We start from the raw sequence: 18,073 nt of genomic DNA, 5'->3' as shown, positions 1-18,073 counted from the left end.
TCGGAAATGTGGTGAATGAACATGCCAAAGGGAACAGATTCGAAAGTCTTAGCGAATAACAAACGGGCCTCGTTCGATTACGCGATCGAGGATACGATCGAAGCCGGTCTCGTCTTGACGGGAACGGAGATCAAATCGGTCCGTAAAGGAAAAATCAGTATCGGGGACGCGTTCGTCCGGTTCGACGGGGGAGAAGCGATTCTTTGGAACTCAAACATCGCCCACTTCGAACAGGGGAACCGCTACAACCATGAGCAGCTCCGCCCTCGGAAGCTGTTGTTGCACAAGAAACAGATAGCAAACTTGATCGGAGCGGTCTCACGGGACGGTTACACGATCGTACCGCTGAAGGTCTACATCAAGAACGGTTACGCAAAATGCTTGATTGGACTCGGACGCGGGAAGAAGAAATTTGATAAACGCGACGACCTGAAGAAGAAGGATGCGAAGCGTGATATCGACCGGGCACTGCGCGATAAGCAAAAGTATTGAACCCGTAACACTTTTCTGCTAGAATATTAGTATTCGGAAAGCCCCAATTTTATATCTTGGGGACGTTACGGATTCGACGGGGGTAGTTCGGTCTTCTGTGGCGTGTCGAGGGGTCGGCCTCGTTAAAACGCACCAGCCATAACTGGCAAAACTAACACACAACTCGCAGCAGCTTAATTGCCGCTACGGATCCTAGCAGCCGTCGCCTGGTCGGCTGATTTCTAGGGTCTCACTTTAAACAGGCTACGCTTGGACCCTTCCGTCTGGAGGGAAAGAGAAGAGATGGAATCAGACTGGTCGGACGGACGCCTGTCAATTGGCAGCCTGACGACGAGATCCCAATAAATTGACTACACACGTAGAAGCTTAAGTATACGATGCCTTCGGACGTGGGTTCGACTCCCACCGTCTCCATACGACGAAATCAGCGGATTTCAAAAAAAGTGTCAAAATCCCTAAAAGGATTTTGACACTTTTTGTTACTATTTTAATGTATAAAATTCTTAATAAATTATTTTTAATTTAAATTGAATTTTTTTTGTAAATTTTTTATTCTTTTATTTACTGATGGGTGTGTAGAAAATAGCTCTAACCATTTTCTTCTTCCGTTGAATTGAGAAGTCGCGAATTTTCTTTGGGATGGTAACAAATCCGGTTCGCCATGTAGTTGTTGAAGAGCTGACATCATTTTTTGAGGGTTTGTTAACCGAGCTGCCAGAAAGTCAGCTCCAAATTCTCTTTTTCGTGAATACATTTTTAAGATTAGATTAGCAAAAAATAAAAGTACTAAAGTTACGACGGCTTCCAAAAGCCAAATTAACCAAACAAATGGTTCAGTATCTCTATCTGAAATTAAAATTGAAGCCCATTTATAAAATGTGATTGGTAGTAAGATTGTAGCTAATAAAATATTTATAAAAGCTTGAAGAAGTGTTTGTGTCACCATATCTCCGTTTTTAATGTGAGCAATTTCATGCGCAATAACTGCTTCAATACCACTTGAATCCATTTTATGTAGTAATCCAGATGAAATAGCAATTAAACTACTATTTTTTGATCTTCCTGTTGCGAAAGCATTCATATCAGAGGATTCATAAATTGCTACTTCAGGCATTTTTTTAAACCCTGCTTTTGTAGCAAGTTGATGTGTAGTTTGGAAATACCACTCATATTCTGGGCTGTAATGTTGATCATCTTGAAAAACAAATAAATTAAATGCCTTTTTGGCAGATCTTTTTGAAAAAAGTAAACTTACAAAAGGCATTGTACACGAATAAATGAGTAAAAAAGGTAATAATCCAATAATATCGCCATTAGTAATAAATAATAATGTAACTATAAGAGAGATGTTTAAAAAACTAAATAGAAATAATCTTTTCCATAATCCACTATTTATTTTTATTGAATCCATAAAATTCCTCCTAATTGGTTTTAGATAGTAATATGATAATGCTAATTATAAAATTTTACAATTTATTATTTTTATATGTAAATCATTTCTCTTAGGATTACTTATTAACTTATGTACTTATAAAAATTCTGATTTAAAATTTTACTTAGCAAAAAAATACACGGAAGAGTATTGTAAAAATATAGATTAGGAATGGAGCTGAAACCTATGATACGACGTGCCACGTTAATGGACGGAAAGTCCTTATCGGACTTGATGCGACGAATTGATCGGGAAACGAAATATATGCTGTATGAGCCAGAGGAACGTGTTCTCTCGACGGAACAGGCAGAGGCGTTCATCGAGAAATTCGGTCAGGCTGCGAACTCAGATATTTTCGTCGTGGATGTTGACGAACAACTTGTCGGGTATGTGCTTGTCGTTGGTGGTGAGCCGAGTCGGATCCGTCACCGGGCGAATCTTGTCATCGGTTTGCTCGATGCCTATACGGGTCGTGGACTCGGTGCGGGTCTACTTGAAGCGGTTGATACCTTTGCCATTGAAGCAGGTCTTATCCGACTCGAGTTGACGGTTCGAAAGGACAACTTGCGAGCAATCGAGCTCTATCATAAGTTTGGCTTCAACATCGAAGGCACACGGATCGCATCACTCTTCATCGATGGCGAATACGTCGATGAACTGGCGATGTCGAAGATCTATACGACGGAAGAACACTAAAAAAAGATGCTCAGTGGACTTATCTCTAAAAAGAGACGAGACCATGAGCATCTTTTTTATTGCGATATTTTATGTTGTTCGAAATCGATCTCAAGAACATTTTTCGCATAATCCTTACCCCAGTCATACATCGCGTCTAAAATCGGCATTAAGCTATGTCCGTGCGATGTCAACGAGTATTCGACCTTAGGTGGTACGACCGGATAGACTTCTCGGTGAATGATATGGTGGTCTTCGAGTTCCCGTAGTTGATTGACGAGCATCCGTTGCGTGATGCCGGGCATCAGACTTTTCAGTTCTCCGAAGCGTTTCGTTCCTTCCTTGCCTAAGTGCCAAAGAATGAGCATCTTCCATTTTCCCCCAATGATTGAGAGGGTTAGTTCCTTCTCACAATTAAACTGACGGTCTTCAAAATGTGGCATCGATCCACCTCCTGCTCCAGTATAGACTTTCTTCCGGTCGACAGTATACTTTTCCGCACTATGTATGAAAAACCGCACTATGTAAATTAAAAGTGCGTACTTCTCAAGAATGCTCCTGCGGATTATATTTAGTCCTGTTCCTTCTTGAACGTCGGAAGGAAGTGTCAGGTACGACAATACAGAGAAGAATGGGAGAGATACAAAATGAAATTACAACTCGCAATTGATTTAGTCGATACAGCAGGTGCAATCGCTTTAGTCAAAGAAATCGGGGAAGACAATTTAGATATCGTTGAGATCGGCACACCGGTTGTCATCAACGAAGGGCTTCGCGCCGTCAAAGAAATGAAAGAGGCGTTCCCGAACTTAACGGTTCTCGCTGACTTGAAGATCATGGATGCTGCTGGCTATGAAGTCAGCCAAGCTGTCGCACACGGTGCTGACATCGTGACGATCCTTGGCGCTGCTGAAGACATGTCGATCAAAGGGGCAGTCGAAGAAGCAAAAAAATCAGGCAAACAGATTCTCGTCGATATGATTGCTGTGAAAGATATCGCAACACGTGCAAAAGAACTTGATGCGTTAGGCGTCGACTACATCTGTGTCCACACAGGTTACGATCTCCAGGCGGTCGGTCAAAACTCATTTGAGGATCTTGCGACAATCAAGTCGGTTGTGACGAACGCAAAAACAGCTGTTGCGGGTGGCATTAAGATGGAGACGTTACCGGAAGTCATCGCTGCACGTCCTGATCTGATCATCGTCGGTGGAGGAATCACAGGACAAGACGATAAACAAGAAACAGCGTCAACGATGCACCGGATGCTGCAAGAGGCGTAAATGACACACATTCAAACAATTATCGAAGAACTGACTTCGACAGTTGAAGCAATCGATGCGACGGAGACAAAAGAACTGGCAGACACTGTGCTGCAAGCGAACCGAATTTTTCTCGCAGGAGCTGGTCGCTCCGGCTTGATGGGGAAAGCGTTCGTCATGCGGCTGATGCACATGGGACTCGACGCGTATGTCGTCGGCGAGACGGTCACGGCGAATTTACGCAAGGGTGACTTGTTGATCGTCGGTTCCGGATCAGGTGAGACGAAAACATTGATTCCAATCGTCGAAAAAGCACAGCAACTCGGGGGAACCGTTGCCGTCGTCACGATCAATCCAACGTCGACGTTAGCACGATTAGCCGACTTGATCGTCAAACTGCCTGGAGTTTCAAAAGAACGAACGGCATCAGCGGACGAGACGGTTCAACCGATGGGATCGTTGTTCGAACAGACGATGTTGTTGTTCTATGATGCCTTGATTCTGCAAATCATGGAAGACAAACAGCTCGATTCGCAGACGATGTACGGGAAACACGCCAATCTAGAATGATGCACACGAAACAGACTAGTTCTCTTCAATAGAAGGGAGCTAGTTTGTTTTTTGTATGTAGAAATTTATACATTCGAAGATTTTTCTTCCCCTCTTTTCGCAGTTTCTTTAAAAGCTTAATCCATAAGCATGCGATACTAAAAGAAAGGAAAAAAGAGGAAAAGGAGATTGTCATGCGATTTCAATCGATTGGTGTAATCAGTGCCTTACTCGCTGCAAGTATCTTGACGGGTTGTACGGAACCAGACCAAAGTCCACCAGTGAATCAGCTTAGATCACACTGGATCGAGGATAATACTGCTGAAGATGTAGATAATCCCGATGCCATCGTGCAACGCATCAAAGCGAAGGACTTTTCAGAAAAGGATTCGTTTGAAGCGGATTTTCGTCGTCACGTGACGATTTACTTTAAAGATGGAACGAAAGCGTACCCGACTGAACGCGATATTTGGAGCAGTATCGCCCTCGGGAATCGTGCTTACGTGACGCTGCATTACCCAAAAGGCGCGAACCGTCTTGCTGTATTAGAGTATACCAAGCAAGAGACGAACTGGATTTTAGGAGGCGTCGTATATGACGACGTTCAAAATATTAAGAAGAGTAGTTCTGCTCGCGGTTTGAATTTACCGTTCTCAACATTCCAAGCGATTGCCAGTAGTTCAACTCCTAATGGAGACGATAGGACTTGGTTTTTCCACACGAAGTCTCAAATGATTCTTCTAACCGTTGTTCCGAAGCAAGATGTTCGAGGCGAGGACTGGAAGGAAACGACGCTTGCAAACGGACAGACGGCTTACTTCCAGCAAAAACAAAAGAGAGCGAACCTTTATTACGTCGAGGACAATCAAATCGTTCTCCTGTCCGGTAACGTATCGTTAGCACAATTAAAAAAATTAGCACGATCGATTGCTCCTGTCGACTCTACTGATTTTCCGTATTCCTAAATAAAAATCCGGACGCTGCGGCATCCGGATTTTTGTTTACCATTTGAAGTCGAAATCAGCACCGACATCTTTTGCAAGGTGGGCATCTGATCCATAGACGAGCGGAATCGATAACGACTGCGTGACTTGCAGGAGTTCCGGGTAAGGATAGGAAAGACCACATAACGGCTTACGAAGTCCGGCCGTGTTGACGTCGAGTGTGAAGTTCGCCTGACGAATCTTCCGTAACGTGTCGTCGAGGTTCGACGGATTCGACTCAAGCGGATAGGCTTGGATGAACTTCGTCGGTAACGTCAAGTGACCGAGGCGCTTCGGCTGGTGTGCACCGAGGTCCGTCATGACGAGGGCTTGGATACCTTCATAATACCGTTCGTGGACGGCTGTGACGCTCCCTAGTTTCGTGACGATCTCACCGAAGCTTTCCTTGCTGAAGTCGACGCCATAGTACTGCTCATCGATATATAAGTAGTGCAGTGAGAGAATGCCGTCGGTCAAGACGTCAGCGTAGCGGGCGATGATGTCACGTGTGCCATCGACATGCCCTTCCCAGTAGTCGAACTCCATCCCGATCCGGATATCGATCTCGTTCTTATATGTCTCGCGTAGTTGCGTCAATTCCTTCAGGTAGGCATCGGCTGTCGCGAACGACATTCCGGAATCGTTATCCGGCGCGGGATCCGTCAGACCTTCTGGTAAAGGGGCATGTTCCGTGAAGCTGATTCGTTCTAAGCCTTGCTCTAAGGCACGCTCGATGTAGGCTTCGAGTGGATCCTTCGTACCGTGTGGACAATATGGACTGTGGACGTGACCGTCCCATTTCAATAATTGCATGATAAACCCTCCGATTTTTTAGAATTGGCAAGCAAAGCGATTGACAATGTGCCCGAAACGCGGTATCTTATCGTTAAATAATTTAGCGTGGTACAGTGATAATAAGATAAAGGAGTGGGAGTATGCAATCATTTTCTACGATTCGACTCAAGGATGGAGCGACTGACTACGTCGGTGCCTCGGCAACGCGGCTTCAACGGGTTATCCGTCAGCTCGAAGATGGACTCGAACAATCTAACTATACCCGATTAATCACCCCTTTAATTGAGGAAATCGGTGGACGGGAACAGATTCGGATGGACTTTACGACGAGTGTCGCGCGTGCCCTTAGCGAACGCGGTCGCGAACAATATAAACGTGTCTTCTACAGTGGCTCGGTCTTTCAACCGGAAGAGAAGTTCCAAGTCGGGTTTGAGGAACGGGGACAAATCGCAGAAGTCGAAGCGATCCAGCTTGCGGTCCGACTCGTTGAGGAACTGACAGGAAAAGAAGTCACACTCTCAATCGGCGATGCCGGGTTGATCGAGCATTTGATTGAGACGCGCGTCGGTGATCACCACTTACGTGACCAAGTGACACAGATGCTCCGTTTACGTAACGTCATCGAACTGAAGCGGATTGCGGGTCAACTCGATGATGCGTTGCTTGCAAAACTTCCTTTATTATTCGGACGTGAAGGAGCAGAGACGATTCTACCGTATGTTGACGAGACACGACTCAATGCCGTGCTTGATCTTTCGGAAGCCGTCAATGCCGATCTCGACTTCGGTCAAATGGGCTTACAGACGTACTATGACGGGATCACGATCCACGGTTTCATCGAAGGTGTAACAGAACCGGTCCTCGTCGGTGGACGCTACGACCGGCTTTATGAACAATTCGGACAAGAACAACAGGCGTTCGGCATCGGATTCTCGGTCGAACGGTTGGCGGAGGTGCTCTAAATGCGAATCGGAATTACGAAAGGACGGCTGTCGAAAGCGACAGAACGTTATCTAAAAGAAGCTGGCGTCGAGACATGGGGAGCCATTGAACGTGAACTGATCGTCAAACGGGGCGAGCACGAATTCGTCTTTATGAAAGGATCGGACTTGATCCCGTACGTTGCCCAAGGTGTTCTTGATGTCGCGATCACGGGGAGTGACATCTTACTTGAATCGGATCAAGAACTATCGGAACTGACAGAATTGCCGTTCGGTGTCTGCCGAATGTCCGTCTGTGCGAAGGAGCCCTTGCAATTTGAAGGTGGGCGCCGCGTCCGGATCGCGACGAAGTATCCGGTCATCGCGAAACGTTACTTCAGCGAACTTGGTGTCGACGTCGACATCGTACCGTTGAACGGATCCGTCGAACTAGCACCATTGCTCGGACTTGCTGACGCGATCGTCGATATCGTCGAGACAGGTGAGACGTTACGCGCGAACGGACTAAACGAATACGAGAAAATCATCGATATCAGCGCTCGATTCTTTACGAGCGAATGGACGTTAAAACGGAAGCGGGTTGAAGTTATCCGCTTGCTTGAGCAATTGACAGAAGGAGTGACACGATCATGACACCGACAAAACCTTTCAGCATCGATCGCGACACGGAGCTCGCGGTCCGCGCGATTCTTGAACGCGTCGCAACAGACGGTGACGCTGCTGTCCGCGATTACACGAAGCAATTCGATCAGGTCGATCTTGAGGATTTCCGTCTCAGTGAGACACGAATCACACAAGCGTTCGAACAGGCAGACGCGAACTTGATCGACTCGTTGAAGTTGATGGCAACACGACTCGTCGAGTGGCACGAGCAGGAGCTACCGTCGGACATCGAACTCGTCGAAGCAGACGTGACACGACGCCAACGCTTCGTTCCCGTTGATTCAGTCGGGATCTACGTACCGGGTGGGGCAGCAAGTTATCCGTCGACCGTCTTGATGAACGCCATTCCAGCGAAAGTTGCTGGTGTTGAACGCGTCGTCATGGTGACACCGATGACGAACTTAAGTGACGAGGTTCTCGTTGCAGCACGCATCGCTGGTGTGACAGAAATCTATACAATCGGTGGAGCGCAAGCCGTCGCCGCTTTGACATTCGGAACAGAAAGCATCCAAGCCATCGATTTGATCGTCGGACCGGGAAACCGCTTCGTTGCCGAAGCGAAACGCCAAGTCTACGGCATCGTCGGCATCGACTCGGTCGCCGGTCCGTCGGAAGTCGTCGTCATTGCTGACGAAACGGCGCATCCGGACCGGATCGCAGCTGACTTACTTGCCCAAGCTGAACACGACCGTGACGCTGTCGCTATCGCCTTCGTGCCGACAGAAGAGATGAAACAAGCCGTTGATGCAGAGATCGAGCGGCGCTTACAACAATTGCCGCGTCAAGAGATTGCCCGTCGAGCAATGGAAAACGGTGGCGTCTTTGTCGCCCCACTCGAGACAGCGATTGAAGAAGCGAACCGTCTCGCAGCGGAACACTTGGAACTCGCGGTTGCTAATCCGCAAGAGGTCGTCAAGTCGATCCGTCACGCCGGGATGATCTTCCTCGGTCATGAGACACCGGAAACGCTCGGCGATTACGTCGCCGGAACGAACCACGTCTTACCGACATCCGGGACAGCTCGTTTTGCGTCTGGATTATCAGCGCGGACGTTCCTACGTCACCAAACGATGCTCGAAGCAACACGCGCAGGCGTACAACGTCTCGCGAACGCAGCGAAGACCGTTGCTCGAGTTGAAGGACTTGAAGCACACGCACAAGCTATCGAAGTGAGGGAAGACTAATGCGATTACACCAAAACGAACGATTTACGACCCACAGTCCAGCTGGGATCGAAGCGATTCAGGAATTGATCGCAACGTTCCCATTAAACGAATATCCTGTTGAGATCATCGATCAAGTCAAGGCATCGTACGCGACGTACGCTGGTGTCCGTCCGACGCAACTCGTCGCCGGAAACGGCTCGGATGAGTTGATCGGCTACTTATGTGCCCGTTACGGGGGACCCGGTATGCCAGTCATTGCCTCAGAACCGGACTTCGTCATGTACCAGTTCTACGCTGACCGGGCACGGGCACCGTTCGAACGGGTACCGTTACTCGACGAGATGGCGCTTGACGTCGACGGATTGATCGAAGCACCCGGTGAGATCATCTTCTTGAGTCACCCGCATAATCCGTCCGGTGTCCTCCGCAAGGAAGCAGACATCCGTCGTTTGCTCGACAGTGGTAAATACGTCGTCATCGATGAGGCGTATATCGACTTCGCGCTCGAACAGTCGATGCTTCATCTACTAGAAGAGTATCCGAAAGCGATCATCTTACGGACACTCTCAAAAGCGTTCGGACTCGCATCGCTTCGACTTGGTTTCGTCATCGCGAGCGAACAAATCATCGAAGAAATCGAACAGATCAAATCACCTTATAACGTCTCTGGTCTATCAGCAGCTGTCGGCATCGCCATCATGGCAGAACCAGAACTCGATCGGGTCTTAGACGAGACTTATGCGAGTCGCGAAGCGATCGAGCGGATTCTCGCTCCAATCGGGAAGACGTATCCGAGTGCAGCGAACTTCGTCTACGTCGAGTATCCAGAAGCTGAACGCTTTACGCAGCGTTGTGCAGACGCCGGATTACGGATCCGCTTGTTTGACCAAGCATTCCGTGTCAGTTGTGGATCACCGGAAGCAATGCAAGTATTAGAAACGTGTGTAGAGGAGGAATTACGATGCGGCGTGGCGCAAGCGAACGAGTAAGTGCAGAGTCAGACATCAAGGTTGAGGTTGATCTCGCAGGAGGTCCGGTTGAGATTAAGACCGGTGTCGGATTCTTTGATCATATGTTGACATTATTCGCCTTTCAGGCACGAATCGGTCTGAAGGTAACGGCAAAAGGCGATACGTGGATCGATGCGCACCACACGGTCGAAGATACGGCGATCGTCCTTGGGGCAGCGTTGACGGAAGCGCTCGGTGATAAAGCTGGGATCGAACGTTACGGCGAATCACGTGTACCGATGGATGAAACACTCGCGTCGGTCGTGCTTGATTTCAGTGGTCGTCCGTTTACAGTCTTCCGTGCTAGTTTCAAGAATCCGAAGCTCGGTGATTTTGATACAGAACTTGCAGAAGAGTTCTTCCAAGGGTTATCACGGAGTGCCCGGATGACGATTCATGCCGAAGTCTTGTATGGCTCGAACACACATCACATGATCGAAGGGTTGTTCAAAGCACTTGGTCGGGCCGTCCGTCAGGCAGTTGCCGTGACGAGTGAAGGCGTACCGTCTACGAAAGGGTTGATTGATCAATGATAGCAATCGTCGATTATGGCGTCGGGAATATCGCGAACGTCGAGCGGGCGTTAAAAGAACTCGGCGAAGCGGTCATCGTTACGAGTGACACAGAGTTGCTCGACCAAGCAGAGGCACTCGTCTTACCGGGTGTCGGCGCCTATGCGCCAGCAATGGAGCGCCTAAAGGAAACGGGACTCGTCGACTTCTTAAAAGAACAAGCCGAAAAGAAACCGTTCCTCGGGATTTGTCTCGGAATGCAGTTACTCTTTGAATCCAGTGACGAAGATGGACTGACGGAAGGACTCGGGATTTTACCGGGAACGATTGAAAAATTACCGAGCGATGTTCGCTTACCACACATGGGGTGGCACCAATTGACGAACCACGGCGAAGCCGTCTATTTCGTCCACTCGTATGGTGCCGTCTGTGACCCAGAATGGATCGTTGACGCGGTTGAATACGGACGTCTCGTCCCAGCGATCGTTCAAAAAGGACAAGTCACGGGAATGCAGTTCCACCCGGAAAAGAGTGGCGAAGTCGGACTGAAACTACTGAAGGAATGGAGAGAGACGACATGCAACTCTACCCAGCAATCGATTTAATGAGCGGACAGGCGGTACGCCTGAAGCAAGGAGATTTTGACCAACAAACATTCTTCGGTGATGCGTTGACAATCGCGAAGCGTTTCAAGGAAGACGGGGCGACTGCGATTCACTTGATCGATCTTGACGGTGCAAAAGCCGGCGAACCGTTACATTTGAGCTTGATCGCCGACATAAAAAAAGAGACCGGGTTGTTTGTTGAAGCGGGTGGTGGTGTCCGCAATATCGAGACGGTTGAAGCATACGTCGGTGCCGGGATCGACCGGATTCTCGTCGGCACGGTTGCCCTTGAGGATGAAGCGTTACTCGAGCAGATGATCGCCCTCGCTGGTGATAAACTGGCTGTTGCGTTAGATGCCAAAGAAGGCATCGTTCAGACACGAGGTTGGCTCGAAGCGAGCGGTTGGACGCTCGAAGAAGCGATGACGCACTTGATCGGTAAAGGCATCAAGACGTTCCTCTATACAGACATTTCGCGCGACGGGATGATGATGGGACCGGACGTTGATGGACTTGATCGTTTAAAACGGGAAGGGGTCGAATTGATTGCTTCCGGTGGGGTGACGACAGTTGACGATGTTGCGCGTCTCAAAGAGATTGGGATGGACGGAGCAGTCGTCGGTCGGGCATTGCTTGATGGATCACTCGCCTTAAAAGAGGTGTTACGCGTATGTTGATGAAACGGATCATTCCCTGTCTTGACGTCAAAGAAGGACGTGTCGTCAAAGGGGTTAAATTCCAGAACTTACGTGATCTTGGTGACCCGGTCGCCGTCGCAAAATACTATTATGAGCAAGGGGCAGACGAACTTGTCCTGCTCGATATCTCAGCAACGCAAGAAGGACGCGAGACGATGCTTGATATCGTCGAACGAGTCGCAGAAGTCATCTATATGCCGTTTACGGTTGGTGGCGGAATCAAAACAATTGAAGACGCAAAACGCTTGATTCGTGCCGGTGCCGATAAAGTATCACTCAACTCGTCAGCGCTTCAAAACCCACAACTGATTCAAGAAGTTAGCCGCCTGTTCGGTGTCCAAGCGACGGTCGTCGCGATCGATGCGAAACAGACGGGCGACTCATGGGGGGTCTTCTCACACGGGGGAACACAACCGGTCGGACGTGACGTGATCGAGTGGGCGCAGGAAGCGGTTGCCCTCGGTGCCGGGGAGTTACTCGTTACGTCAATGGATGCTGATGGAACAAAAGACGGCTATGATCTCGCCTTGATCCGTCGTTTACGTGAAGTCGTCAACGTACCAATCATCGCTTCCGGTGGTGTCGGGACACTCGATCACTTAGCGGAAGGACTAGAGGCAGGGGCTGACGCGGCTCTAGCTGCTTCGATTTTCCATGAAGCGACGTACACGATGCCGGAAACGAAAGCCTACCTCAAAGAACGAGGAGTCGAAGTCCGATGACGACATTGAATTTTTCAAAAGGACTCGTCGCTGCCGTCGTCGTCGACGAGCAGACGAACGATGTCTTGATGGTCGGGTTTATGGACCAAGCCGCGTATGATAAGACGCTTGCGACCGGTCTCGTCACCTTCTTCTCGCGGACGAAGAATCGTCTCTGGACGAAAGGCGAGACGAGCGGAAACACGCTTGAACTCAAACGGATGTGGATCGACTGTGATCAGGATAGTCTCTTGATCACGGTCAAAGCGAACGGTCCAACATGCCATACCGGAAATCGCAGTTGTTTCTATACGGAAGTGGAGGTGCCCAATGTTATACGAACTGGAACAGACCGTCAAAGCGAAGATTGATGCAAAGGAAGCAGAATCCTATACCAACTATTTGATTGCTTCCGGGTACGAGAAGATCGCGAAGAAATTCGGCGAAGAGGCGTTTGAAGTTGTCCTCGCTGGCGACGATACATTAGCAGAAGAGACAGCAGACTTGCTGTATCACTTAACGGTCTTGCTTGCTGACCGTGGTGTCTCATTTAAAGAAGTCGAAGCTGTCCTCAATGAACGTCACGGAACAAAATCGACGTTTAAGGATCGCCCAGATATTGAACAGTGGTAAGACATATCCACATCGCATAGGCGGTGTGGATTTTTGTATAAGCGGGAAAAGACAAACAGATGACATATGTCATCAAATCGACAGAATCTTTCGATAGGCATGTCGTCACCTTAGGGCGTATAATCAAACACATAGTCGTATGTTTTTCAGTCAGAAAGTAGGTGTTCGGTTGGTTACCAAAAAAGAACTTAAGCAAACGATCAAGCAACAATCGAAAGAAACGATCGAAGAGCTACTCGCAAAAGGTGACTCCTTGAAAGAGGAGATCGCTAGTGCCATTACACACGGATTGGGTGTCATTTTCAGTATCGTCGCGCTTGTCCTATTAATCTTGCAGGCGACGAAATCCGGCAGCGCTTGGAACGTCACTGCTGTCAGTATCTTCGGGGCAACGATGATTCTCCTTTATCTGTTCTCGACCTTGATGCATTCACTGATGCACACGAAAGCGAATAAGGTCTTACAAATTTTAGATCATGCTGGTATCTATCTCTTGATTGCCGGTAGTTATACACCGTTCGCCTTAATCACGCTCCGTGGTCCGCTCGGCTGGACGTTGCTTGGCATCGTCTGGGGTGTCGGAACGCTCGGCATCATCTGGAAGCTCTATTCGACAGGTAAATACGTCTGGATCTCGAATGCGTCTTATCTGATTCTCGGCTGGTGCTGTCTATTTGCGATTAAGCCGATCTATGAAGCACTCGGGTTACAAGGATTCTTACTCCTTCTCGGTGGTGGACTCGCGTATTCCCTCGGCGTCATCTTCTACGTCTGGGCACGCTTGCCGTATAACCACGCGATTTGGCATCTGTTCGTCCTTGCCGGCAGTGTCTTGATCTTCCTCTCGATTTTCTATTACGTTGCTCCGGCGACGATGTCATGAAGAAACTACGGCTTCGGGACTGGCTCCCGCTCACGCTGTATTTTATGTTTGGTCTTGGGTTGCTCCTGTACTTCCGGCTGTCTGGAATGCTGGAGCAATTCGACATTCAAGCATTGTCTGATTGGGTACGGGATCAAGGTCTGACCGGGATGTTGCTTTATGTGCTCGCGTACACGGTGCGACCACTCGTCTTTTTCCCGGCTAGTTTACTAACGTTGTTCGGTGGCTATACGTATGGTCCGTGGCTCGGCACATTACTCGACGTCATTGGTGCCGGTACTGGTGGCTTGCTCAGCTTTTGGATCGCCCGGCTGCTCGGTCGCCGTGGTGTCGAAAAGTTGATCGGGAAAGGGAAGATACAGGGACTTGACGAACGGATTGCAACGAACGGCTTTCTCGTTGTCTTAGTCGTCCGGTTGATTCCATTGTTTCCGTTTGATGCGATCAGTTACGCGTCAGGTCTCTCGAAAATCCGCTTCAAACAGTTCGCCATCGCCAATTATCTCGGGATCATTCCCGGTGCGTTCGTTTACAACAATATCGGTTCAAGCCTTCGTGATCCATTCTCTTGGCAATTTTTCGTTGCGATTGGATTGTATGTCTTATTCTTTACCGTAGGACTTGTTGCCCAACGGATTCTCAAAAATAAACGAAATAAAGAGCGTATGTAAGCGCTTTATGGCATAATATGAGTGCAGAGATGTGAACCGATACGGTAAAACAGCCTAGCATTTATTTAGGGGGAATCATGAGTGATGGAAAAAGTACTACGGGATGGTTTTATCTTCTTATCGCAAAACAAGACATTGAACGGTCTCGCCAAGCGATACGGGCTTAAATTCGGAGCAAGTCGCTTCGTGGCAGGGGATTCATTGGAAGCATCAAAACGGGCGATCCAGGAATTGAACGCAAAAGGATTATGCGTCACGATGGACCATTTAGGGGAGTTCATCTCCACGGTAGCAGAAGCAGAGATGATGACACAAGAATGTATTCGTGCGGTAGAGATGATTGCGGAAGAAAAATTAGACTCGCAACTCTCGTTGAAACTGACATCACTTGGACTCGATATCTCGGACGACTTGATTCGCTCGAACATGGAGCGGATCTTAACACGGGCGAAAGAACTTGGTGTCTTTGTCACGATCGATATGGAAGATGAGCCACGTTGTGAAAAGACGATTCAATTGTTTGAAGAATTGCGCCAATCTTTCGATAACATCGGAACAGTCATCCAGTCATACCTGTACCGTTCGGAAGATGATATCAAACGTGTCGGACGTTTCGAGACGAATCTCCGGATCGTCAAAGGGGCATACAAAGAGCCGGCAACGGTGGCGTTCCCAGAAAAAGAAGACGTCGACCACAACTACATCAAGCTCGTGAAATTACAATTATCACTCGGAAACTATGCTGCGGTCGCAACGCATGACGATGCGATGATCGAGCAAATCATCCGTTACGCTAAAGAAAACGGAATCGAAAAAGACCAGTTCGAATTCCAGATGTTATTCGGCATTCGGGTCGAGCGTCAACTCGAACTCGTCAAACAAGGCTATAAAGTCCGTGTCTACGTTCCTTACGGACGTGACTGGTACGGTTACTTCATGCGCCGCTTAGCAGAACGACCGGCAAACGTTGCTTTCGTTCTTAAAGGAATGGTTAAAGGATAAGTGTAGAAGGCGATGCAGCGCTGCATCGTCTTTTTTGATTCAGGAAGGAGAGAACAAGATGGCTCGAACGGAACAACAGCTAAAAGAACTGCTTCAACAAGACGTGAGCGTAACACCTGCGTTACTCGATGAGTTACTTTTACATATTGGTTCGACGGATCCTGAGTTGCGGGATGGATTGGTCTATCCGCAGTTAGCGACCTACATCGCATTAGAGTCATTTACGATAGAAGAGGCCAATCGGATTTTCGATTTTCTTTTAAGCGGGCATGGATTGATGTATCGGATGGGAACGTCGGATACAACCGCTGTTCTGACGCGATCGTTTTCAGCTTTGGCACTTGCTGAGCTGTTAGTGATGGATAAAACCCGGCACGTCCTGACGCAAGATCAGCTGGATCGGCTGTCCACTTACTTACAAACCTATTTGGAGCAAGAAAGAGATGTCCGCGGATTCATTGACGGGTCTGGATGGGCACATAGTATGGCGTATATCGCCGATGTTTATACGGTCTGGTTTACGCATCCAGCCAGTCGTCCGCAGGAGGAAATCGGAGCGATCGATGCGATGATTCGTCAATTGACGCGATCTGATTATCTCTACATCGATGAAGAAGCAGACCGGATGGTGACGGCATGGTTGCAAGCTTGTCGTCATGGACTGTCGGAAGACCTCCTATTGCAACGAATCGAACGTAATATTAAGGAATGGCTTGAGAGTGACGTGACATGGGGTGATGCGGAGTGGACGACGTATCGTAACGTCAAACAGATGCTACAGACACTCTATTTCCGACTGAAATGGGAAGAAATGACGGGAAGTACACGTGTAGAGGACTGGTTAAGAAAAGTGCATCAGCGAACGCACGGAGGATGAAGATACATAGTATACCGGACGTTCCCAACGTCTTCGCTTTCCTCAGGCGGGAAGTAAGCCGCGGCATCTCGCATTCCATGCGATTTGCCGGGTCTTCCCATTCCCTGACGGAAGCATATAGCATGCTTCCTTTTCCTGTAGGAGTCGAAGATGACTGGTTCCGTCCTAGATGAACTAAACTCAAAAGCGATCGATTCCATTGACAGAAATCGATCGCTTTTGAGTTCTTTGGATAACAAATGATTGCATTCTCCTCACATGTCTTCACCCGACTCCTACAGGAAAAAGCGCGGTGTTTTATCGCGCTGTCAGAGACAAACAAGACCCGTATTCATCATCCGAAGGGTGAGGAAGACTGGCTTGTGTCTCGCCTGAGGAAAGCGGGTGAGAAGACAGTGAGGTTAGCAACATTGTAGTACGGCTCGATCTATATCAAGGATACAAGGCATTCGCTACGAAAATAATTCCAGCAAACAGTAGCACAATCAGAAAAACAGCCGTCTGTGGATGGAATCGTTTTTCTTCAAAGCGACGGAATAAGCGACTTGCAAAAGCTTGCAGTACAACGAAAAGAACAATGGCGACCACGAAGAACTGCCATCTTTCAAGTATGCCGAGATTTTGTAAGTAGAATAAAAAGAAGATACCGACAACGTTCAATATGGAAGTGAAAAAATAGCTATATGACATATTTATCGCTCTCTCACAGTCGTCGTTTGAAAGGCAAACAAACACGAGAAAGCATGTGCTTGATCAAGTAAGCGATGCCCTGTCATGACGGCGCCTTCTTTTTGGATGACTGCTTCATCAAGTAACGTCCAGCCCCGTTCTTTCGCTAGCTGTAGCAATTCCCACGGCATCATCGTATTCCCCATTGCGACTTCCTCGCCATACAGACGACGATAAGCGAGTTGCCGTGGTGCGGCTGTCGGACCGAGTAGACTGATGACGACAAGTGGGGCAACGCGTTCGATTTCTTGCAGTACTTGGACGGGACGTGTCGACCATTCGAGTGAGTTGACGGCAAGAACGACGTCAAACGCATAATCACCGAATGGTAATGCTTCGCCCGTTCCGACGATGAACGTCTGCTCGGGTGATTTCTGACGTGCAATTCGAATCATCTCGTCAGAGACATCGAGTCCGACTGTTTGAAAGTCCGGTGTCAGTAGTCGACAGGCGGCACCATCGCCACAACCGAGATCAAGCAACCGACCACCGGTGATCATTTTTCGTAAGAACGGTAAAACGGTTTTGCGGCTGCCATTCGTCCACATATCATCAGCGCGCTCCGCCCAGTCAGCGGCTTTTTGATTCCATACGTGCTCAGTTTGACTCATTTTCAACCACCCCTTTATATCAGTCTAACAGGAAAATTTGTCCATTGACTGATTTTTTATTGCTACTGAATCATTATTCATTTATGATGAAGATGTAGAAGAAGCAAACGAAAACCGATTGGCTTCTTTTTTTGTCAGTATAATGAATGGTTGTTCATTCAATTTAAACTCAGGGGGTATATC

General features: G+C 48.3%; 21 protein-coding genes, 1 other RNA gene and 1 pseudogene. 19 read left to right on the top strand and 4 right to left on the bottom strand.

The features are described 5' to 3' along the window. Window positions 1-21 precede the first annotated feature (21 nt). Both smpB and ssrA read left to right on the top strand, forming a co-directional pair. Window positions 22-492 carry an SsrA-binding protein SmpB gene (gene smpB, locus K6T22_RS13160; RefSeq protein ID WP_029342464.1) on the top strand — a complete coding sequence of 157 codons (471 nt, stop codon included), beginning with the start codon at window positions 22-24 and terminating at the stop codon, window positions 490-492. Between the two features lie 58 nt (window positions 493-550). Further along, window positions 551-909, top strand: a transfer-messenger RNA (tmRNA) gene (gene ssrA / locus K6T22_RS13155). Between the two features lie 100 nt (window positions 910-1,009). Here ssrA and K6T22_RS13150 read toward each other — a convergent pair. Next, a complete protein-coding gene (locus K6T22_RS13150) occupies window positions 1,010-1,903 on the bottom strand; it encodes a zinc metalloprotease HtpX (RefSeq protein WP_238237720.1) in 894 nt (297 codons plus the stop codon). 207 nt (window positions 1,904-2,110) lie between these two features. Here K6T22_RS13150 and K6T22_RS13145 point away from each other — a divergent pair, with 207 nt between their 5' ends. Then, on the top strand, window positions 2,111-2,620 hold the full coding sequence (locus tag K6T22_RS13145) for a GNAT family N-acetyltransferase (RefSeq protein ID WP_238237718.1): 510 nt from the start codon (window positions 2,111-2,113) through the stop codon (window positions 2,618-2,620). A 56-nt stretch (window positions 2,621-2,676) separates the two neighbouring features. On the opposite strand, the gene K6T22_RS13140 is transcribed toward K6T22_RS13145, so the two are convergent. Next, the gene (locus K6T22_RS13140; RefSeq protein ID WP_238237717.1) at window positions 2,677-3,042 is read right to left on the bottom strand and encodes a transcriptional activator HxlR; all 366 of its coding nucleotides are present in this window, start codon (window positions 3,040-3,042) and stop codon (window positions 2,677-2,679) included. A gap of 204 nt (window positions 3,043-3,246) precedes the next feature. Here K6T22_RS13140 and hxlA point away from each other — a divergent pair, with 204 nt between their 5' ends. The 3 genes from hxlA to K6T22_RS13125 all read left to right on the top strand — a co-directional run bounded on the left by hxlA (window position 3,247) and on the right by K6T22_RS13125 (window position 5,375). After that, a complete protein-coding gene (gene hxlA, locus K6T22_RS13135) occupies window positions 3,247-3,882 on the top strand; it encodes a 3-hexulose-6-phosphate synthase (protein ID WP_047393348.1) in 636 nt (211 codons plus the stop codon). Continuing rightward, window positions 3,883-4,431 carry a 6-phospho-3-hexuloisomerase gene (hxlB, locus tag K6T22_RS13130; protein ID WP_238237716.1) on the top strand — a complete coding sequence of 183 codons (549 nt, stop codon included), beginning with the start codon at window positions 3,883-3,885 and terminating at the stop codon, window positions 4,429-4,431. Window positions 4,432-4,604: 173 nt separating this feature from the next. Then, window positions 4,605-5,375 (top strand): hypothetical protein, encoded by a 771-nt coding sequence (locus tag K6T22_RS13125; protein WP_238237714.1) that lies wholly within the window; start codon window positions 4,605-4,607, stop codon window positions 5,373-5,375. Window positions 5,376-5,411: 36 nt separating this feature from the next. On the opposite strand, the gene hisJ is transcribed toward K6T22_RS13125, so the two are convergent. Further along, a complete protein-coding gene (gene hisJ / locus K6T22_RS13120; RefSeq protein ID WP_238237712.1) occupies window positions 5,412-6,206 on the bottom strand; it encodes a histidinol-phosphatase HisJ in 795 nt (264 codons plus the stop codon). A 122-nt stretch (window positions 6,207-6,328) separates the two neighbouring features. Between hisJ and K6T22_RS13115 the strand changes: the two genes are divergently transcribed. From K6T22_RS13115 to K6T22_RS13055, 13 genes and pseudogenes are all read left to right on the top strand, one after another. Continuing rightward, window positions 6,329-7,150: an ATP phosphoribosyltransferase regulatory subunit gene (locus K6T22_RS13115; RefSeq protein ID WP_238237710.1), complete on the top strand. Its 822-nt coding sequence runs from the start codon at window positions 6,329-6,331 to the stop codon at window positions 7,148-7,150. Further along, entirely contained in the window at window positions 7,151-7,762 is a 612-nt protein-coding gene (gene hisG, locus K6T22_RS13110; RefSeq protein ID WP_053454150.1) for an ATP phosphoribosyltransferase, read from the top strand. After that, complete coding sequence (hisD, locus tag K6T22_RS13105; RefSeq protein WP_238237708.1) at window positions 7,759-8,976, top strand: histidinol dehydrogenase; 1,218 nt, start codon at window positions 7,759-7,761, stop codon at window positions 8,974-8,976. The genes hisG and hisD overlap by 4 nt, the downstream gene beginning before the upstream one ends. After that, window positions 8,976-9,947 carry a pyridoxal phosphate-dependent aminotransferase gene (locus K6T22_RS13100; protein ID WP_238237707.1) on the top strand — a complete coding sequence of 324 codons (972 nt, stop codon included), beginning with the start codon at window positions 8,976-8,978 and terminating at the stop codon, window positions 9,945-9,947. The genes hisD and K6T22_RS13100 overlap by 1 nt, the downstream gene beginning before the upstream one ends. Beyond that, window positions 9,920-10,501, top strand: a complete 582-nt coding sequence (gene hisB, locus K6T22_RS13095) for an imidazoleglycerol-phosphate dehydratase HisB (protein ID WP_035396348.1) — start codon at window positions 9,920-9,922, stop codon at window positions 10,499-10,501. Before K6T22_RS13100 ends, hisB begins: the two co-directional genes overlap by 28 nt. Next, window positions 10,498-11,085, top strand: a complete 588-nt coding sequence (gene hisH / locus K6T22_RS13090) for an imidazole glycerol phosphate synthase subunit HisH (RefSeq protein WP_029342451.1) — start codon at window positions 10,498-10,500, stop codon at window positions 11,083-11,085. The genes hisB and hisH overlap by 4 nt, the downstream gene beginning before the upstream one ends. Then, complete coding sequence (hisA, locus tag K6T22_RS13085) at window positions 11,058-11,762, top strand: 1-(5-phosphoribosyl)-5-[(5-phosphoribosylamino)methylideneamino]imidazole-4-carboxamide isomerase (protein ID WP_035396350.1); 705 nt, start codon at window positions 11,058-11,060, stop codon at window positions 11,760-11,762. Before hisH ends, hisA begins: the two co-directional genes overlap by 28 nt. Then, a complete protein-coding gene (gene hisF / locus K6T22_RS13080) occupies window positions 11,756-12,505 on the top strand; it encodes an imidazole glycerol phosphate synthase subunit HisF (protein ID WP_053454147.1) in 750 nt (249 codons plus the stop codon). Before hisA ends, hisF begins: the two co-directional genes overlap by 7 nt. Next, a pseudogene (gene hisIE / locus K6T22_RS13075) lies at window positions 12,502-13,117 on the top strand (bifunctional phosphoribosyl-AMP cyclohydrolase/phosphoribosyl-ATP diphosphatase HisIE). Before hisF ends, hisIE begins: the two are co-directional and overlap by 4 nt. Before the next feature lie 223 nt (window positions 13,118-13,340). After that, on the top strand, window positions 13,341-14,000 hold the full coding sequence (trhA, locus tag K6T22_RS13070; RefSeq protein WP_056063369.1) for a PAQR family membrane homeostasis protein TrhA: 660 nt from the start codon (window positions 13,341-13,343) through the stop codon (window positions 13,998-14,000). Next, window positions 13,997-14,671, top strand: coding sequence for a TVP38/TMEM64 family protein (locus tag K6T22_RS13065; protein ID WP_238237705.1), 675 nt, complete (start codon window positions 13,997-13,999; stop codon window positions 14,669-14,671). The genes trhA and K6T22_RS13065 overlap by 4 nt, the downstream gene beginning before the upstream one ends. A gap of 84 nt (window positions 14,672-14,755) precedes the next feature. Next, window positions 14,756-15,673, top strand: a complete 918-nt coding sequence (locus tag K6T22_RS13060) for a proline dehydrogenase family protein (RefSeq protein WP_035405952.1) — start codon at window positions 14,756-14,758, stop codon at window positions 15,671-15,673. A gap of 58 nt (window positions 15,674-15,731) precedes the next feature. Further along, window positions 15,732-16,550, top strand: a complete 819-nt coding sequence (locus K6T22_RS13055) for a DUF2785 domain-containing protein (RefSeq protein WP_238237704.1) — start codon at window positions 15,732-15,734, stop codon at window positions 16,548-16,550. 692 nt (window positions 16,551-17,242) lie between these two features. Here the strand turns inward: K6T22_RS13055 and K6T22_RS13050 are convergent. Beyond that, the gene (locus tag K6T22_RS13050; protein WP_238237702.1) at window positions 17,243-17,890 is read right to left on the bottom strand and encodes a class I SAM-dependent methyltransferase; all 648 of its coding nucleotides are present in this window, start codon (window positions 17,888-17,890) and stop codon (window positions 17,243-17,245) included. Window positions 17,891-18,073: the final 183 nt, after the last annotated feature.

The sequence above is a fragment of the Exiguobacterium acetylicum genome (assembly GCF_022170825.1).
Lineage (GTDB): Bacteria > Bacillota > Bacilli > Exiguobacteriales > Exiguobacteriaceae > Exiguobacterium_A > Exiguobacterium_A acetylicum_B.
Note: the sequence above shows the minus strand (reverse complement) of the source record. Positions and strands in the feature narration are given on the sequence as shown.

Bases quoted from the DNA above. Each gene is read 5' to 3' on its own strand.
- smpB (WP_029342464.1), top strand. From the start codon at position 22: ATGCCAAAGGGAACAGATTCGAAAGTCTTAGCGAATAACAAACGGGCC.
- K6T22_RS13150 (WP_238237720.1), bottom strand. From the start codon at position 1,903: ATGGATTCAATAAAAATAAATAGTGGATTATGGAAAAGATTATTTCTA.
- K6T22_RS13145 (WP_238237718.1), top strand. From the start codon at position 2,111: ATGATACGACGTGCCACGTTAATGGACGGAAAGTCCTTATCGGACTTG.
- K6T22_RS13140 (WP_238237717.1), bottom strand. From the start codon at position 3,042: ATGCCACATTTTGAAGACCGTCAGTTTAATTGTGAGAAGGAACTAACC.
- hxlA (WP_047393348.1), top strand. From the start codon at position 3,247: ATGAAATTACAACTCGCAATTGATTTAGTCGATACAGCAGGTGCAATC.
- hxlB (WP_238237716.1), top strand. From the start codon at position 3,883: ATGACACACATTCAAACAATTATCGAAGAACTGACTTCGACAGTTGAA.
- K6T22_RS13125 (WP_238237714.1), top strand. From the start codon at position 4,605: ATGCGATTTCAATCGATTGGTGTAATCAGTGCCTTACTCGCTGCAAGT.
- hisJ (WP_238237712.1), bottom strand. From the start codon at position 6,206: ATGCAATTATTGAAATGGGACGGTCACGTCCACAGTCCATATTGTCCA.
- K6T22_RS13115 (WP_238237710.1), top strand. From the start codon at position 6,329: ATGCAATCATTTTCTACGATTCGACTCAAGGATGGAGCGACTGACTAC.
- hisG (WP_053454150.1), top strand. From the start codon at position 7,151: ATGCGAATCGGAATTACGAAAGGACGGCTGTCGAAAGCGACAGAACGT.
- hisD (WP_238237708.1), top strand. From the start codon at position 7,759: ATGACACCGACAAAACCTTTCAGCATCGATCGCGACACGGAGCTCGCG.
- K6T22_RS13100 (WP_238237707.1), top strand. From the start codon at position 8,976: ATGCGATTACACCAAAACGAACGATTTACGACCCACAGTCCAGCTGGG.
- hisB (WP_035396348.1), top strand. From the start codon at position 9,920: ATGCGGCGTGGCGCAAGCGAACGAGTAAGTGCAGAGTCAGACATCAAG.
- hisH (WP_029342451.1), top strand. From the start codon at position 10,498: ATGATAGCAATCGTCGATTATGGCGTCGGGAATATCGCGAACGTCGAG.
- hisA (WP_035396350.1), top strand. From the start codon at position 11,058: ATGCAACTCTACCCAGCAATCGATTTAATGAGCGGACAGGCGGTACGC.
- hisF (WP_053454147.1), top strand. From the start codon at position 11,756: ATGTTGATGAAACGGATCATTCCCTGTCTTGACGTCAAAGAAGGACGT.
- K6T22_RS13065 (WP_238237705.1), top strand. From the start codon at position 13,997: ATGAAGAAACTACGGCTTCGGGACTGGCTCCCGCTCACGCTGTATTTT.
- K6T22_RS13060 (WP_035405952.1), top strand. From the start codon at position 14,756: ATGGAAAAAGTACTACGGGATGGTTTTATCTTCTTATCGCAAAACAAG.
- K6T22_RS13055 (WP_238237704.1), top strand. From the start codon at position 15,732: ATGGCTCGAACGGAACAACAGCTAAAAGAACTGCTTCAACAAGACGTG.
- K6T22_RS13050 (WP_238237702.1), bottom strand. From the start codon at position 17,890: ATGAGTCAAACTGAGCACGTATGGAATCAAAAAGCCGCTGACTGGGCG.